The following is a 15,551-nucleotide window of genomic DNA, read 5'->3' on the forward strand; positions in this document are numbered from 1 at the left end:
TTATTACAGACACTAACAATCAGTGGGAGCTGACAACTCCTACTGATTAGAAGTCTTTTATAATGAATCATCTTTTCCTTTTTAAATGTTCCAGCACTTTCTTTTTCATTACTTCTTGCAAATCAGTATGATGCAAAATTTTAGCATGTTTATAGGATCCAGCAATTCGTTCGATTTTTTTGTCATGATTAATAGCATTTGCCCACTCAGATCCTTTTTCAAACCATCCTTGTTTTTTCATCCACTTAATATTTTTTTGTGCATCTTGCTTATTATATTTTTTACGAAAACCTAAAAAATCAAACAAACTAAATAAACCGTCAAAAATATGATCAAGCATATTGATTCCCCTCCAATATGTTAAATTATAACATATCTTTTCTGTATCTATTTATTAAACGCTGATCATTAGATTCAAAATAACACAATAAATCCTTACCACCCATATTGATGGTAAGGATTTGTTTCATTATAACGTAATCTTCACTTCTGTCCCATCTTTCGCTTTCACATTGACTAGCTCTGTTCCTTTATATTCTTTGAACGTTTTAAATACTTGCTTTAACGCTTTACGATCCAGTTGATGAAGGATTTCTTCGCCATTATCTACACGCTTTAAGAAGATTTTCAACATTCGTTTTGAAGTGAAAAAACGCAAAAGAACATTAGGAAGAAAAATACGTATCGGAAACCTCAACTCGTTTGTTACCACTTTTATTTTCATAGCATTACTCAATCACAATTTTTACGACTTCGCCACTTGAACTGTTTATATCCACAATTGGTCCCTCCACATTATTGGAGATGGCCTCAAGGATTAAGTTGATGTCCGCTCCACCTAAATGTTCTTGCACTGCAGGGATGTTCTCAACAGCACCATGTAAAGATTTCACTAATTTTAACGGCAAGTTAACATTCACTTTATCACCATCCGAATCAACGATGATTTTCAAACTTTTAGACATATAGCTATCGTTCTCTACTGTGGGCGCTACGGATTCTTCCTTTAATGTAGCTATAATTTCTGCTGCTTCATCTTTACTTAACTTACCTTCTTGGACAAGCTCTAGCACTTTCATCATTTCGTTTTCCATTTTGCTCGCTCCTTATTTAGTTTTTGTATTGGTCTGACCATTCAAAAAAAATCAACTGAAGAAGGAATGCGCATCTTGTTGCTTTGATTTCTTTTTGTTACAATGAACATATCAATTTTTTTCTTGCCTTCACTTTTTTGAGTGGAGGTTTTTTTATTTTTTCTTTAACAGCTTAATCGCTTCCTCGGCACTTAATTCGCCACCAGCTAGTCGATCAATAACATCCTTCTTCTCATCCTCTTTAGCCTGCTTGACTTGGTATGGATCACCTAATTCCGCAATGACCTCTTCCAGCTTATTTCGTACGGTTGGATAAGAAATATTAAGAGCTTTCTCTACTTCTTTAATACTTCCACGGCATAAAATGAACGTCTCGACAAACTCAATCTGCTCTTTTTTTAATGAAAGTAACTTCGGAAACTCAAATGTGTTTTCCATTGTTGTATGGCAATGCCCACATGTTAGTTTCGTAACATTTAACCCCTCCCCACAAACGGGACAAGTTGTAATAACTGGTAACCCCACTTTTTCACCTCCTTTTTATTTAGTATATGATTATAAATAATAAAAATCAACTCAGAAATTAATTTATTTAATTAAACAATTGATTTATTTAATTTTTCTTTGGTGTTACAAATCTTTAAGGAGATATACTTATCTTACTGGATTGAATAATTGAGGAGGATTAGATTACAGGATTGCTACTCATGATAAGGCCCTTGTAGTTTTTTGATAGACAAATAATACTCAGTAGTGTTTGAACATTGATATTTTACGAGCAAGAATAATGCTATTTAGGAATTAGGATTATATATTTTAGGAAGAAAATTTGTATTTGCATTTAGTCATATAGTTAATTATAATGTAATTGAGTAATAAATAACTATGAGTAGGTGTTTGGTATGGCTAGGTTGAGTGGGGAAAATCGTAAGGAGGAAATCCTTGAAGCGGGATTAGAAGTATTCGCAAAAAAAGGCTATTATAATACAACTACCGCACACATTGCAGAAAAGGCAGGTATATCACAACCATATGTCTTTAGATTTTTTAAAACAAAGGAAGAATTGTTTATCGCAGCTTTAGATCGAGCATTTGAAAGGATTCTTCATACTTTCAAAAATGTAGAAGCGAGTCCAGAACAACTTGTCGAAAAAATGATTGAAGCATATGAAAAACTGTCTGAATTGCATCCTAATGAAATTGCACTACAGGTGATAGGAATTTCTGTAACAGAAGAGGCTATCCGAAATGTAACACAAAAAGGATTGTCAAGCATTCAAAACTACACCTTAGAGCGATTTAAAGCTGCAGGAATTAGAAACGTTGAAAATGAAGTTACTACCTTCTTAGCGCGAGGGATATTATGCAATATCTCTTATTTCTTGAATCTCCCAGAGCTTATTGATAACAAAAATAAATAATCGAATTTAGTAGATTATTTATTTTTTTAAATGTTATTTATTGTTCAATCAATAACAAATATAAGGAGCTGATATCATGAAATTAAACAAACTTGACTATGTTTCTATCGGAGTAATTATCGTTTGTATCATTAGTTGGTGGGATTAAATGTTTATTATCAATCATATTAAAAAGGGAGGGATTACCGATGTTTAAAAACGATAAGGAAAATTCTATTTCCACTTTGTCCATTGGATTAGGTATATTAGCCATTGTAATTATATTGTTCACGTTTTGGGATTAATAAACGGCAACTACTAATGAGAAGTATTCGGTTAGAAAGTTCTGAAGGAAGTGCAATACAAAATGTATAAATCATAGTGGCGTAAAATGATATCATATCATTTTTTAAACCGTTTGTTATTGATTAATCACTAACATAAAGGGGTGGTATAAATGAAATCAGCGATTGTGTTAGGTGCAACAGGTGGTACAGGTCAGGTTATTGTTTCTGAATTATTGAATAGAGGAATAGAAGTCATTGCTTTCGGACGCTCTCAAAGTAAATTGAGGGCACTAAAGGCAGAACATGATAATCATCCAAAATTAACATACAAACTGGGAGATATATTTGATTATCAAACAATTATAGAAGCTGCAAAAGATGTGGATGTTATTTTCCAATGTGCAAATGTTAAATATCAGGAGATGAAGACGAAACTCTTATTACTTGGAGAAAGTGTGATGATGGCAGCTGATACTTTAGGGAGGAAGATCGTCATTGTAGATGGTATTTACGTATATGGACATCAAGTTGCGAAGGGGGATGAAAATCATCCATACCAGCCCCATACGAAAAAAGGTAAAATTAGAATGGAATTCGAGCAACTGATATTTGGTACCAAGTGGAAAAGGGCTAAACCATTAATTGTCAGGTTGCCTGATTATTATGGGCCAACATCACAAAATTCTTATCTACAACCCACACTTGAAGGAATAGCAGCCGATAAAATTTCTATTTTTATTGGTAATTTGAGAACATCTCGTGAATATGTCTATCTACCAGATGCCGCTAAAATGATTGTAAATATAGCTGAAAAGGATGATTCCTATGGGGAGAATTGGAATATACCAGGGGCAGGATTAATTTCGGGGAAAGAGATTATCAAGATAGCTCGTCAAATAACAGGAAATAAAAAGTTAATTATTCCACTGACTAAAAATGCTATTCGTTTTATTGGTTTGTTTGATGTATTTATGAGAGAAATTGTTGAAATTATGTACCTTACTAAAGAAGGGTTTATTTTGAGTGGAGAAAAATATGAAAAACGAATCGGCCCCATTCCTAAAACTCCCTTTAAAGAAGGCATGGAACAGACATTACAAACATTAATGTATAAAGAAAATTGTTGATGAGGCCTATGAAAAAAATAGGGACGGTTATTTGTTGAAGTGGCTAGACCGTCCCGATGATTTATTATCTTTTTGGAGCATTAATTCTGGAATTATATTAACTAGCAGAAGTTGACCATCTATCAATTCAACAGTTAACATTTCTAAAATCTTCCCTAACAACATAAGAGAGGAGACATGATAACCTAAATTGTTGAGTTGGAATGGACTACTGGATTTTACTTACGACAAGGCTCACCATAGTTATTTAAGAGTACAAAAGCTGATAGAATAATATTTTCCTGTCTGTTTGAATTGTTAAAATGGATAGGTCCATTGATTTATACAAAGTGAATTACTTATCCAAGATTTTAAATTTATTAGTTTGAATTGAATTAGGTATTAAAGTAATATGTCGTGCAGTTCCAGTGTTTACTACTTGTTTTTCTTTTACCTATCCAACCATTTTTTAATAATTCTTTTGCTATTAACATATTGAAAAAACCATGTCCAACTAAGGCAATGGAATTATGTTCTTGAGCATGTTCAATTAATAATTGAGCTGCTTTTTGCGCTCTCCTTTTAGCATTAAATATAGACTCACAATCCTTGGAATACCCCATAAACCATAAACATCTTAAAATAAGTGCCCAAATACTGGGGTTTAACTTAACACCTTTTACTAAAGGAATAGGCAGTTCCGTTTCACGAAAAATTGGTATGGAGGTAATTTTAATAGCTTGATGTAATAGCTTTGCTGACTCTATTGACCTTTTTAAGTCACTTGCCATTACCATATTGGCTGATTGTATCTTGATAAGTGTCTCTTGAGGATAAAAATCTTCTTCAAATACTCCCTTATCATCGTAATTTTTCACCCAATTATTAAACTCATTAACTGTTATACGGTGACTATCAGTAAATTTAGATTTACCATGTCTAATTAATGAAATCTCCATACACAAACTCCTGAATACTATTTTTTTAAACTACTATCAAAAAATCATCACTTAAATTACAGAGTCCAATTAATTAGTAATCCTGCGTGTGCTAAGCCGCCACCAAAACCATACAACAATACTTTATCACCATTCTTAATTTTCCCATTTTTCACCCCTATATCTAAGGACAATGGGATAGTAGCTGAGGATGTATTTCCATAATCGACTAAGCTATATAATGTTCGTTCAATAGGGAAATTGCTTTTTTCACAAATAGACTCAAGCATTCTTAAATTAGCACTGTGAGGAACAAACCAATCAACTTCGTCCAAATTAATCGAAGCATTATTTATAACTGATTGCATTCCCTTTGGTACAGTTTTCACAGCCCATTTATAGACCTCTCTACCATTTTGTACAATATATCCACTATCTGTTAAATCTTCATTATTCATTCTTTTGGATAGATTGGTACAATATAAATTTTGTCCACTCTCTCCTTCTGACCCCAAATGTGCTGAAATAAAACTTGGTTGTTGTTCATCATATTCTACAAGAGCCGCTCCTGCACCATCACCAAAAAGTACACAAGTCGTTCTATCCGTATAGTCAGTTACTTTTGATAAAGTTTCAGCGCCAACTACTAGAATTTTCTTGTTTAAACCAGATGTTATCAAACCGTTTGCCACATATAATCCATAAGTAAAACCTGCACAAGCAGCATTTAAATCCATTGCTCCTGTATTCTTTATGCCTAGTTTAGCTTGAAGATACGAAGCTACACTAGGAGTTTTGAAATCAGGGGTTAAAGTACAAACAATTATTAAGTCAACATCTTCAACAGATTTACCGTAGCGTTCCATTAAGTTTAATACAGATTTATAGCTAATATCACTTGTAAACTCTTCTTCATGGGCTATTCGTCGCTCTTTAATACCTGTACGCGTAACAATCCATTCATCATTTGTATCCACAATCTCTTCTAAATCATTATTTGTTAATCTTCGCTCTGGTACATATGAACCTAATGCAGTAATTCTTGCTTTGGAACTTAACATTGAATGTCACCTCATTAGCTTTTATGTTTTAGCACCTATTACTATTACCTGGTACTAATTCTTTGTAAAAGTCTACCACTAACATAAACTTCTCGCAACTCTTTTTATACACAAGAGCCAGTGCTATGTTAGTAAAGGGAAATTCAACGAGTGTATTTACAGGCTCACAGGACTTCTAAACTTCATCATACACTTTTGTGAACACCTCGACCATTCTTGTAAATTCTTCTCCATGTAGCTAAACGTCTGCCCGCCACTTTTAACAGCTAGCTGCATTGTGGCTATAACCATATCATCGCCCATCTGCTAGACTTTCTCTAACAATTGGGCTTAGCACGCCAAGATTGACTTCAAAAAAAGGCTAACATATAACAACTTTTCTTTTTTCTTATTCAACTCAAGCACCAATTATTTTACGTACATTTATTCACAAAAGTACTTTTTATAGCTTCAGAGCGTCAATAATCAGAGAGGGAAAAGTGAGGCTTTCACCTTGATTTCTTGGGTCATATTTCTTAGAACGAAAAATTACACCGTCAGCTCCATCCCATTGATTTTGATAGAACTTTCCTTCTTCATCACAATACTCAAGTAATTTAACTTCATATCCAGCAGCTTCAAACATTTTCGTCACTGTCTTATAATTATGAACAATTTTATGAGTAGCCGCTGCGTGATCTTTTGGACCAGGACCTCCTACTTGCACTATACGCTGATACGTTTCATCTGGAAAATATCCATCAGGTACTGCACACCGAATATACCCAGAATGTTTTAAGTACTTATAACACATTCTAGCAGCCTTAACACCTTCTTCATATGTGAGGTGCTCCCAGACGTGTTCAGCCAAAATTGCTTTAATGGATCTTTCGTTAAACTTGCTTTGCCACGTATTTTCATCTAATAAATTTAATTCGTCTTCCTGTGTGTGTATCCATCCAGGATTGTTAATGTATTCCCCTGCTCCAATGACCACTCTAATGTCCTCTTCATCGTTAGGCAATTAGGGCTCATCCTTTCACTATTAATTATCCTATCTTCGTTATATATTAAATTCTACAAAAAAAGCGTTAATCCTTCCTGAATTAACGCGACTTTTAACGGTGTACCTACAACTATTTCATTAAGCTAAGAAAAATCTATTTTATATTTAATAGCTAGATATATTCCCGAAGCAGTGAATCCCAAACCATATTTAAATAAGAAGAAAATTTGCCACATGTAATCTTTCGGGAAAATCAGATCACATAAAACTATTCCACATAACATAAAGAGGGAACTTTTTAAGTTTATATAATTTGTTCTTTCATCACCTTTACCCATTTTCTTTGTAAATACGAGTATCAGAACCATTCCAACTATAAGCAATACAAAGCCACTACCAAGAAGTATATTCCAATTCCCCTGTGATTCTTCCGCCCAAGTCTTATACAAATTAACAGAAAACTTATTTAATTTTCACAACAGCTTCCCAAATCAAATAACGCAAAAAAAGCCTAGCCTCCCCTTATTTCCCAAGAGGAACTAGACTCACACCAATAATCTTCTCTTTTAAAACGCTAAAAACTCTGATTTCGTTTGTTCATGCTTATCGAGCATAATTTGTTCGGCTTTGACACCTTGTGCTCGCAACACCTCAATGTTATGAACAAGGAATTCATCACTTCCTACAACATAGAAGATACCATCTTTATCAGCCGCAAGCTTTTTCACTTCGTCATAGTAATCATTGCGGTTATCAACGAATTGTGATGTGAACTTCTTGTTAGGTAAAGATGCAAAAATGTTCGTGAATAAGAAATCTCTGGATGAATCAATATTCAACGAATGAATGTGGTTGACATTGTCAGCACGCTCGAAATAATCAAGCACAAGTGGTCGAAATGTTGCTAGACCAACACCTGATGATAGCAAGTAAACATTTTTATCTTCTCTTTTAAGTGGTACATTGGAATGTGTCTTGAATACTGCTACTTCTTCGCCAATCTTCATGTTTCGCAAAATTGATTTGAATTCAGAACACTCTTCCTTAATACGTGTTGTAATGCCAATTGACTTTTCATGAGGCAACGTCGAAATCGACATATGGCGAATCAGGTTACGGTTCGGTTTCTCTCCTGCATTAAAACCTTCCAGTGCCAAATGAATATGTGAACCTTCTTCCCATGTAAAACCTTCTGGGCAGTCAAGCATATATGTTTTAATCTCAGGTGTTTCTTCAATAATTTTATTGATTTTCGTCCAATATATTTGCATCATACATTCTCCTTATCACATTATCGTATTGCTACTATCTACTATACACCAAATGATAATAATTCTCAATTAAATAATTCCAGAAAAAAACCACCCGTCAAAAAACGGATGGTTCGCTGTACAAAATATGAAGTTATCCCCCGATAATCATCTGTGCTAATTTTCCACACAGTAACGCTGCATAAGTTCCGACAATGTTACCTAAAATACCCATCAATAGCCCTACAGGCGCTAATGCTGGTTGGAATACCGATGCAACAATTGGAGCAGAACTTGTTCCACCAATATTACCTTGCGATCCAACAGCTACGAAGAACAACGGTGCTCTTAATAATCTCGCAGCAATAAAGATACAAAGAACATGAATAGCTAACCAAACAGCTCCCATTAAGATAAATTGCGGAGCTTGCACAATATCTGCTAAATTAGCCTGTGCGCCAATACCAGTTAAGAATAAATAGATGCCTAGATAACCTATTTTACTAGCACCATAATATTCAAGTTTTCTTACTTTTGTAAAGGAAAGGATAATTCCCACTGCCGTAATAATAATAAACGTCCACGTGGAAGTACTCATTACATCACTTTTCGGAATAAAGTCCATACCTGCGAAAACACGGATCAAATAAGAACCAGCAATTCCAATTCCTAAAATTCCGAATAGCTGCGGAAGTTGTAACGGCTGAGCATTTTGCTCAATTTCTGTTGCAATATCTGCATTCACTCGCTTAATTGTAGAATTATCCGCGCCATTCCACTTATTAAACTTATCTTGGTAATTAGCTAATGCGATCATAACACCCATCCAGCCAATGCCGACAATTGTATCCGTCAAAATTACTGGACTTAATATATGATCAGGTGTTTGGAATGCTTCAATCATTGCACCCATATTGGCTGATCCACCAATCCAACTTCCGGCAAGTGCACCAACTCCACGCCAAGCTTCATCTGGCAATATCCCTTGGAAAAGGGCAAATGCAATTGGTCCACCAATTACAACACCAAGTGTTCCTACTAAGAACAAGATAATTGCTTTTCCACCAAGCTTAAATGTCGCTGGAACATTCGTACTAAGCATAAGTAATAACAAACCTGCTGGTAGAATATACGTACTTAAAAAGCTATATAGATCCGAGCTCTGTGGAATAATACCAAATGTCGTAGAAAGCATTGGTAAAAAGTACATCCAAATTAATGGTGGAGCATATCGGAAAAATGTACGAAAAAATTTATTATCAATTGTAGATAACATAAATACTATTGCGACAATTGCGCTTAAGTAAGCAAAAATCGCCATAGGATCTTGAATTAACACCATATCCTCATTCATGATGATAAACACTCCTTGCTATTTTATGAAAATTTTCAGATAATTAAATATTAGCACTAGAGCATTTTATCATCTTTTGTCGAAATTTCAACCGATAAATATTGTTAAACTTACTATTCAACCCCAAATGATGAACTTTATACTGGTTTCATCCTGTTCTCCCCCTTATTTACCATCTGTTTTTGACGTGATAAGTCTAATCAACAAGTTAGACAAGTTCATAGATATACTATACCATTTTAACTAGATAAACTTACATAACTAGCGAGGTGTGTGGCATGATGAACAAACGATTACAATCGATCACGAATTGGCTACATAAAGAGGATATTGATGTTCTATTTATCAATTCTGTAGAAAATGTCTATTATTTTTCTAACTTCTATACAGATCCACATGAACGATTGATGGGGGTATTTGTATTTAAACAAGCTGATCCATTATTTATTTTACCTGGAATGGAGGTAAATCAGTTAAAGGATGCTGGTTGGCCATATGAAATCATTGGGTATGCAGACCATGAAAATCCATGGGACAAACTAAGAGAGGCGTTTAAAGCAAGAAATGTAACCGACGCAAAAAAAGTATCTTTTGAAGAAGAAATCCTTACGTTTAGCCGTGCCAATACTTTTCTTGATCTCTTCGCAACCCCTGAAGTCGTCACTGCTGAGAGTCAATTAAATGAATTACGTCTGGTAAAAGATAGTACGGAAATCGCGATCATGAGACGTGCTGCCGAAATGGCTGACTACGGTGTGAAAGTAGGAGTAAACGCACTAAAAGAAGGGGTTACGGAGCTTGAAGTGTTAGCCAAAATAGAATATGAGCTGAAACAAAAAGGTGTACGCGACATGTCCTTCTCAACTATGGTATTGTTCGGGGAAAAATGTAGTGACCCTCACGGCAACCCTGGAGAAAAACAGTTACAAGCAGGAGACATGGTTTTATTTGACCTAGGTGTTATCATTGACGGTTATTGCTCAGACATCACAAGAACCGTTGCCTATCAATCAGTAAATGACAAACAGAAAGACATCTATCAAACGGTATTAAACGCACAACTTGCAGCATTGAAGGCAAGTAAGCCAGGTACTCGTATTGGAGATCTAGATCTAACCGCAAGAAAAATTATTACAGAAGCAGGCTATGGCGACTACTTTCCACACCGCCTTGGCCACGGTTTAGGAATTAGTGTACATGAATTTCCATCCATGAGTCATTTAAACGATGATCTGTTACAAGAAGGAATGGTCTACACGATTGAACCAGGTGTTTACATCCCAAATGTCGGCGGCGTTCGCATTGAAGATGATGTACTTGTGACAAAAGATGGCTGTGAGACATTGACGAAATTCCCGAAAGAACTGCAGATTATTACGTGATGAATCAGTAAAAAAAGAGATTAGTACAACACTAATCTCTTTTTTAACTTACTATGCTACTATTGTTTAACCACCTCAAATTGAGCATCATAGAGGCGAAACATCGTTCTATAATTCGATTCATCCACTTTCACCCCTACATCAAGCCTGCCTGTCACTTTAAGTGGACCATTGGTAAAACGTAGATCTTGTTTATCATCCACAAAAACAATCATAATTTTGTTCCAATACGATTGATCTCCATTGTCAAAAGGACATTCTGCACCTGGTTCAGGGATCAGCAAAAACCAACCACCTGCTAAGGACAATACCTCTCCCATAAAACCATCAATCACAACTTCTTCACCGCTTAAATCCCAAAACTTTTCAGACGGCGTTTCTTGCTGATCATCATCAAAAAAATCATCCCAAGTAATGATATTTTCATCGCCTGATTGCTTGGGTTCAGGTTGATTTACTTTCTCTTCTTTTGGTTCTTCTTGTTGAGTTGTCGCTTCTTCTTCCTCTACCTCAACGCTCTCTGAGTTGGACTCCTCATTTACCACTTCTCCACTAGCATTTTCTGTTGATTCCGTATTCATCTCAGCTAAAGTGACCTCTGAATTTGCTTGTTGATTTTGAGAACAAGCGACTAAGAGAAAAAGCCCGGCTACTATTACAATCCTTTTAATGAACATCCTTCTCCTCCTTCTAAGACTTAAATAATTCCAATGGTTGCACTTTGTATGAACGCAAAGCTGGCAAAATAGAAGACAATGTACCGATAAGGAATGCCCCAATAATGATATATATTTCAGAGAATATCGGGGTCCATGGACTTATTTGTATTCCTGCATAGGCAAAAATAAAATCACTTAATATATAACTTCCAACATGACCTAATAGTAAACCGAACACTACTCCTATAATAGTGAGAAGCTGGCCTTCCACAATCATTTCACCTAATACGTAAAATCTTGATTTGCCAATTAAGCGTAACAGACCAATATCTTTCTTTCGTTCAGCCGCTGAAGCAGATAGAGACAGCATAATAGATATAGCAGAGATTAAAATACTGGCTACCGTAATAAATTTAATTACTTTTGCACCAACATCAACAATATTTAATACATCTGCAATCGCTTTACTGCTGTATACAGCCTGAGCCCCTGTCATTTCATCAAATTGCTGCTTCAAACTTTGAAGTTCAATAAGCCCCTTAGGTTTTACAACAATCGCAGTAATTTCCTTGTCATCATGACCACCTTCATCTTCATGACCCTCATCTTGATGAACAAGCCAAGCATAATCTAAAGTAGTGAAAATTGCCTTATCATCTGGTGTATGTAACTGTGGTAAAATACCGACTACCTCATATATAAACTCTTGATGATGGTCGTCATGATGATCATCATGATGCGCTCCTGCTACTACACCATGTGATCCAACAAACTCATCTCCAATATTTAAGCCTTGTTCTTTTGCTACATTAGCACCTAAAACAACCTCACCAGAGTCTTGATATAATGCTCCTTCTTGAAGTACTGCATCAGGATAGCGTGTACTCAAATAACCAGATGGAGTACCGACGATTTGAAAGCCATTATAGTTATCTCCTTTTGTAATAGGATAGGCTTCCTCCACACTATCACTTTCCAAAAGTTCTTCATATGCTTCATGTAAAATGTTACCTGTCGGAGCACCTATATGATAAAAGGTATTTAATGCTAATTGAGTACCAGAGCCTTCCGCTCCAATAACTAACTCATATGGCCCATACCCTTTTGCTGCTCCTGATTCAATACCATCCTCCGCTAAAAGGATAAAAACAATCAATGCTGTCCCTATCGCAACAGATAGTATGGTAAGCAAAGAAAGGATCTTTTTGTGAAAAATATTTTTACTTGCTAACTGAAAAAGGTTCATACGCTCACCTTCCCTTGACTTATCACATTATTCCATTGTTCCATCTCCATACTTTGTGGAAATCGTTGCATGAGATGACGATCATGAGTAACACACAGAAGTGTTTGATTGTTCTCAACCGATAATTCCAATAACAATTCCATGATCTGTTCTGCTGTCTCAAAATCTAAGCTCCCTGTAGGCTCATCTGCTAGAACAATGGAAGGATTATTAATCAATGCACGTATAATCGCAACACGCTGCTGTTGACCTCTAGATAATTCATTTGGAAGATGCTTTCTTCGATCATACAAACCTACTTTATTAAACCAACTTTTTAATCGTTCCTCTGTTTCTTTTCCTTTTTTACGTAATACAATTCGTATATTTTCCTCCGCACTCAGACTCGGGATTAAATGAAAATCCTGAAAAATATAACCGATATGGTTGGCACGATATAAGTCACGTTCTTTTTCCTTTTTAGCAGTTAGCTCCACATCATTTATCATCACAGTACCTTCATCTGGAGACAAAATCCCGCCAATAATATGGAGTAACGTACTCTTGCCTGAACCACTCCGTCCACTAAGTGCTATTCTATCCCCTTTATTAATTGTCAATTGCGGGATATCTACTATTGGTAAGGCTTCTTGATTTACTTTATAGGACTTTTTTAAGTTCTTAATGCTAATCATAACTATCTCCTCAATTTTTTAAAAAGACAGGAGACACAAAAATTCCCCTGTCTTCCTATTTTTCATATTACGGTAATACAATACGCTCAGATAATTGATCCCAAGTAAGATCTTTACCAGTCAGTTTTGAAAATGCTTCTAATGGTAAATACACTTCTTCGTTATCTTCTTCCCCTTGGAATGTCTCGCCCTCAATCTCAACAGAAGCATCATCGTTCACTTCAATTTCTGATTCTAAGGCTTCTGCAAGTGCTTTAGCAGGGAATAAATAATCTCCATCACGATTTTGTATAAACTTAGGATATAGATATTTTTCTTGCAGATTTTTCGTTGCTGCATCTAGATCAAGTCCTACAACCTCAGCACCAGCTTTCGCAAAGTCTGTATTGTCCGAATGACCTGCTAAAAGATCCGCAACTGGTCCATAAGCATATACATTTACATCTACACCTGTATGACCATGTCCTGTCCATCCGATTAAAGAACGTTCCGCAATAACTGCATTAAATGAACCTTCACGCCCATATTGAGATGGCGTTCCATCCACTTCTTCACCAGCTAAGATCATATCTACTTCTTCATCTGTTAGGTTGTCGATCCCTGTATAATTTTCCACAATATCACGCACATCCTGATCCTCTTCAGCTTCTTCAAGCTCCTGCCCAATTAATTCAGAAGATGCTTCGATTGCTTTAAACACTTCAAAATACACATCATATATACCATGACTTCCAATTGTTAATCCACCTGTTTCATGGTCAGCCGTTACCATTACAGATGTTTGTTCATCTTCTTTTGCATAATCTAAAGCAACTTCAACTGCTTCATCAAATTCAATTGTTTCTTGTATAATGCTATGAATATCATTCGCATGACCAGCATGATCAATTCGACCACCTTCAAGCATAAGTACGAATCCTTCGTCATTCTTGTCTAATACTTCAATTGCTTTTTCCAATTGCTCTGCAAGTGAAGGAGTTGTGTCACCACGATCTAAGTTATAAGGGATATGACTATCATCAAATAATCCTAATAACTTATCTCCTTCTGCATTTCCTAACTCTTCTTGATTGTAAACAACTTCATAGCCGTTTTCACTAAATGGCTCGATAAGATTCACTTGGTCCTCACGCTTTGTCGCGCCGTATCTAGATTCTTCTTCACTTGGTACAAAATGACGCTCACCGCCACCTAATAATACATCTACACCTGCATCCACATATTGTGATGCAATAGCATTTTCCATTGGGCGAAGGCGTACGTGTGCAGCATATGCTGCTGGTGTTGCATGTGTAATACGCGCTGTAGAAATCAGTCCAGTCGCTTTCCCTTGCAAGCTAGCTGCTTCAATAATAGATGCAACAGGCTTTGCCACCTCTTCATTTGTTACAGAAATTGCACCATTGTATGTTTTATGTCCTGTACCGAAAGCTGTTGCTGCTGCTGCAGAATCTGTTACAACTCCGGATTCTCCTTTATATGTACTGTCTCCCGCAAAAGTTGTATTTGTTCCAACTAATATTTCATCTAATGCTAAAGAGTCTTTATCATGGTATTCTTGTTGATATAAACGCGTTAAAGAGATTTGTGGAGGTCCCATTCCATCTCCAATTAACACGATTAAATTTTTAGATTCTGCTTGTTCTGTTGATGTCTTTTGTTCAGAGTCAGCCGGATCTGTCGACGCCTCCGAATCTTCATTCGAACATGCTGATAATACAAATAATGATAATATCGTTACTATTAGTCCATTAAAAAACTTATTATCCACATTCATAACTCCCTTTCTAATTTAGTATCTGTTATCAATGACCCAACAGATATTCTATAGAAAGAAGATTAATAGATTATTAACCTCATGTAATTTTTTTGTAAAGATGGATTTTTATTTAAACAATGACAATATATATTTTTTATGTGAGATATTTATATGTGGAGGGCTTAGAAACGAATGGAAATAACAAGAGAGTAATTGTACATAAAATGATTTTACTAGTTCGAGCTTTGAGCCTAATGGTTCAATCCTATAATAAATACCCCGTAGCTGTCACTTCGGGGTATGGATAAGCGTTTCCCCACAGGGAACGGCTATCAGCATGCGTGATAGACCTCGCC

17 protein-coding genes are annotated in these 15,551 nt (G+C 35.7%); 3 read left to right on the forward strand and 14 right to left on the reverse strand.

Annotation, left to right across the window (positions count from 1 at the left end; all coding sequences use genetic code 11):
- Positions 1-67: 67 nt before the first annotated feature.
- From SH601_RS04965 to SH601_RS04980, 4 genes are all read right to left on the reverse strand, one after another.
- Positions 68-340: a hypothetical protein gene (locus SH601_RS04965; RefSeq protein ID WP_319957148.1), complete on the reverse strand. Its 273-nt coding sequence runs from the start codon at positions 338-340 to the stop codon at positions 68-70.
- A 129-nt stretch (positions 341-469) separates the two neighbouring features.
- A complete protein-coding gene (locus SH601_RS04970) occupies positions 470-724 on the reverse strand; it encodes a hypothetical protein (protein ID WP_319957149.1) in 255 nt (84 codons plus the stop codon).
- 4 nt (positions 725-728) lie between these two features.
- Positions 729-1,094, reverse strand: coding sequence for an SHOCT-like domain-containing protein (locus SH601_RS04975; RefSeq protein ID WP_319957150.1), 366 nt, complete (start codon positions 1,092-1,094; stop codon positions 729-731).
- A 153-nt stretch (positions 1,095-1,247) separates the two neighbouring features.
- Positions 1,248-1,619, reverse strand: coding sequence for a DUF2089 domain-containing protein (locus SH601_RS04980; protein WP_319957151.1), 372 nt, complete (start codon positions 1,617-1,619; stop codon positions 1,248-1,250).
- A 377-nt stretch (positions 1,620-1,996) separates the two neighbouring features.
- Between SH601_RS04980 and SH601_RS04985 the strand changes: the two genes are divergently transcribed.
- Positions 1,997-2,515, forward strand: coding sequence for a TetR/AcrR family transcriptional regulator (locus SH601_RS04985; RefSeq protein WP_319957152.1), 519 nt, complete (start codon positions 1,997-1,999; stop codon positions 2,513-2,515).
- A gap of 436 nt (positions 2,516-2,951) precedes the next feature.
- Positions 2,952-3,908: an SDR family oxidoreductase gene (locus SH601_RS04990; protein ID WP_319957153.1), complete on the forward strand. Its 957-nt coding sequence runs from the start codon at positions 2,952-2,954 to the stop codon at positions 3,906-3,908.
- Between the two features lie 374 nt (positions 3,909-4,282).
- On the opposite strand, the gene SH601_RS04995 is transcribed toward SH601_RS04990, so the two are convergent.
- The 6 genes from SH601_RS04995 to SH601_RS05020 all read right to left on the reverse strand — a co-directional run bounded on the left by SH601_RS04995 (position 4,283) and on the right by SH601_RS05020 (position 9,475).
- Positions 4,283-4,846 carry a histidine phosphatase family protein gene (locus tag SH601_RS04995; RefSeq protein ID WP_319957154.1) on the reverse strand — a complete coding sequence of 188 codons (564 nt, stop codon included), beginning with the start codon at positions 4,844-4,846 and terminating at the stop codon, positions 4,283-4,285.
- 56 nt (positions 4,847-4,902) lie between these two features.
- Complete coding sequence (locus SH601_RS05000; RefSeq protein ID WP_319957155.1) at positions 4,903-5,886, reverse strand: ketoacyl-ACP synthase III; 984 nt, start codon at positions 5,884-5,886, stop codon at positions 4,903-4,905.
- Between the two features lie 442 nt (positions 5,887-6,328).
- Positions 6,329-6,889 (reverse strand): class I SAM-dependent methyltransferase, encoded by a 561-nt coding sequence (locus SH601_RS05005; RefSeq protein WP_319957156.1) that lies wholly within the window; start codon positions 6,887-6,889, stop codon positions 6,329-6,331.
- A gap of 125 nt (positions 6,890-7,014) precedes the next feature.
- A complete protein-coding gene (locus tag SH601_RS05010; protein ID WP_319957157.1) occupies positions 7,015-7,320 on the reverse strand; it encodes a DUF2178 domain-containing protein in 306 nt (101 codons plus the stop codon).
- A gap of 117 nt (positions 7,321-7,437) precedes the next feature.
- Positions 7,438-8,142, reverse strand: coding sequence for a dihydropteridine reductase (locus SH601_RS05015; RefSeq protein WP_319957158.1), 705 nt, complete (start codon positions 8,140-8,142; stop codon positions 7,438-7,440).
- Positions 8,143-8,275: 133 nt separating this feature from the next.
- Positions 8,276-9,475: a DUF819 family protein gene (locus SH601_RS05020; protein WP_319957159.1), complete on the reverse strand. Its 1,200-nt coding sequence runs from the start codon at positions 9,473-9,475 to the stop codon at positions 8,276-8,278.
- Between the two features lie 281 nt (positions 9,476-9,756).
- On the opposite strand from SH601_RS05020, the gene SH601_RS05025 reads away from it, so the two are divergent.
- Positions 9,757-10,857 (forward strand): M24 family metallopeptidase, encoded by a 1,101-nt coding sequence (locus SH601_RS05025; RefSeq protein WP_319957160.1) that lies wholly within the window; start codon positions 9,757-9,759, stop codon positions 10,855-10,857.
- 59 nt (positions 10,858-10,916) lie between these two features.
- On the opposite strand, the gene SH601_RS05030 is transcribed toward SH601_RS05025, so the two are convergent.
- From SH601_RS05030 to SH601_RS05045, 4 genes are all read right to left on the reverse strand, one after another.
- Positions 10,917-11,534 carry a hypothetical protein gene (locus SH601_RS05030; protein WP_319957161.1) on the reverse strand — a complete coding sequence of 206 codons (618 nt, stop codon included), beginning with the start codon at positions 11,532-11,534 and terminating at the stop codon, positions 10,917-10,919.
- Positions 11,535-11,547: 13 nt separating this feature from the next.
- Entirely contained in the window at positions 11,548-12,762 is a 1,215-nt protein-coding gene (locus SH601_RS05035; RefSeq protein WP_319957162.1) for an ABC transporter permease, read from the reverse strand.
- The gene (locus SH601_RS05040) at positions 12,759-13,436 is read right to left on the reverse strand and encodes an ABC transporter ATP-binding protein (protein WP_319957163.1); all 678 of its coding nucleotides are present in this window, start codon (positions 13,434-13,436) and stop codon (positions 12,759-12,761) included. The genes SH601_RS05035 and SH601_RS05040 overlap by 4 nt, the downstream gene beginning before the upstream one ends.
- Positions 13,437-13,503: 67 nt before the next feature.
- Positions 13,504-15,207 carry an alkaline phosphatase gene (locus SH601_RS05045; protein WP_319957164.1) on the reverse strand — a complete coding sequence of 568 codons (1,704 nt, stop codon included), beginning with the start codon at positions 15,205-15,207 and terminating at the stop codon, positions 13,504-13,506.
- Between the last annotated feature and the right edge of the window lie 344 nt (positions 15,208-15,551).

Source organism: Gracilibacillus pellucidus, assembly GCF_033949965.1.
Taxonomy (GTDB): domain Bacteria; phylum Bacillota; class Bacilli; order Bacillales; family Amphibacillaceae; genus Gracilibacillus; species Gracilibacillus pellucidus.

Excerpts from the sequence above, each read along its gene's own strand:
- SH601_RS04965 (WP_319957148.1), bottom strand. The coding sequence starts at position 340 with ATGCTTGATCATATTTTTGACGGTTTATTTAGTTTGTTTGATTTTTTA.
- SH601_RS04970 (WP_319957149.1), bottom strand. The coding sequence starts at position 724 with ATGAAAATAAAAGTGGTAACAAACGAGTTGAGGTTTCCGATACGTATT.
- SH601_RS04975 (WP_319957150.1), bottom strand. The coding sequence starts at position 1,094 with ATGGAAAACGAAATGATGAAAGTGCTAGAGCTTGTCCAAGAAGGTAAG.
- SH601_RS04985 (WP_319957152.1), top strand. The coding sequence starts at position 1,997 with ATGGCTAGGTTGAGTGGGGAAAATCGTAAGGAGGAAATCCTTGAAGCG.
- SH601_RS04990 (WP_319957153.1), top strand. The coding sequence starts at position 2,952 with ATGAAATCAGCGATTGTGTTAGGTGCAACAGGTGGTACAGGTCAGGTT.
- SH601_RS04995 (WP_319957154.1), bottom strand. The coding sequence starts at position 4,846 with ATGGAGATTTCATTAATTAGACATGGTAAATCTAAATTTACTGATAGT.
- SH601_RS05000 (WP_319957155.1), bottom strand. The coding sequence starts at position 5,886 with ATGTTAAGTTCCAAAGCAAGAATTACTGCATTAGGTTCATATGTACCA.
- SH601_RS05015 (WP_319957158.1), bottom strand. The coding sequence starts at position 8,142 with ATGCAAATATATTGGACGAAAATCAATAAAATTATTGAAGAAACACCT.
- SH601_RS05020 (WP_319957159.1), bottom strand. The coding sequence starts at position 9,475 with ATGAATGAGGATATGGTGTTAATTCAAGATCCTATGGCGATTTTTGCT.
- SH601_RS05025 (WP_319957160.1), top strand. The coding sequence starts at position 9,757 with ATGAACAAACGATTACAATCGATCACGAATTGGCTACATAAAGAGGAT.
- SH601_RS05030 (WP_319957161.1), bottom strand. The coding sequence starts at position 11,534 with ATGTTCATTAAAAGGATTGTAATAGTAGCCGGGCTTTTTCTCTTAGTC.
- SH601_RS05035 (WP_319957162.1), bottom strand. The coding sequence starts at position 12,762 with ATGAACCTTTTTCAGTTAGCAAGTAAAAATATTTTTCACAAAAAGATC.
- SH601_RS05040 (WP_319957163.1), bottom strand. The coding sequence starts at position 13,436 with ATGATTAGCATTAAGAACTTAAAAAAGTCCTATAAAGTAAATCAAGAA.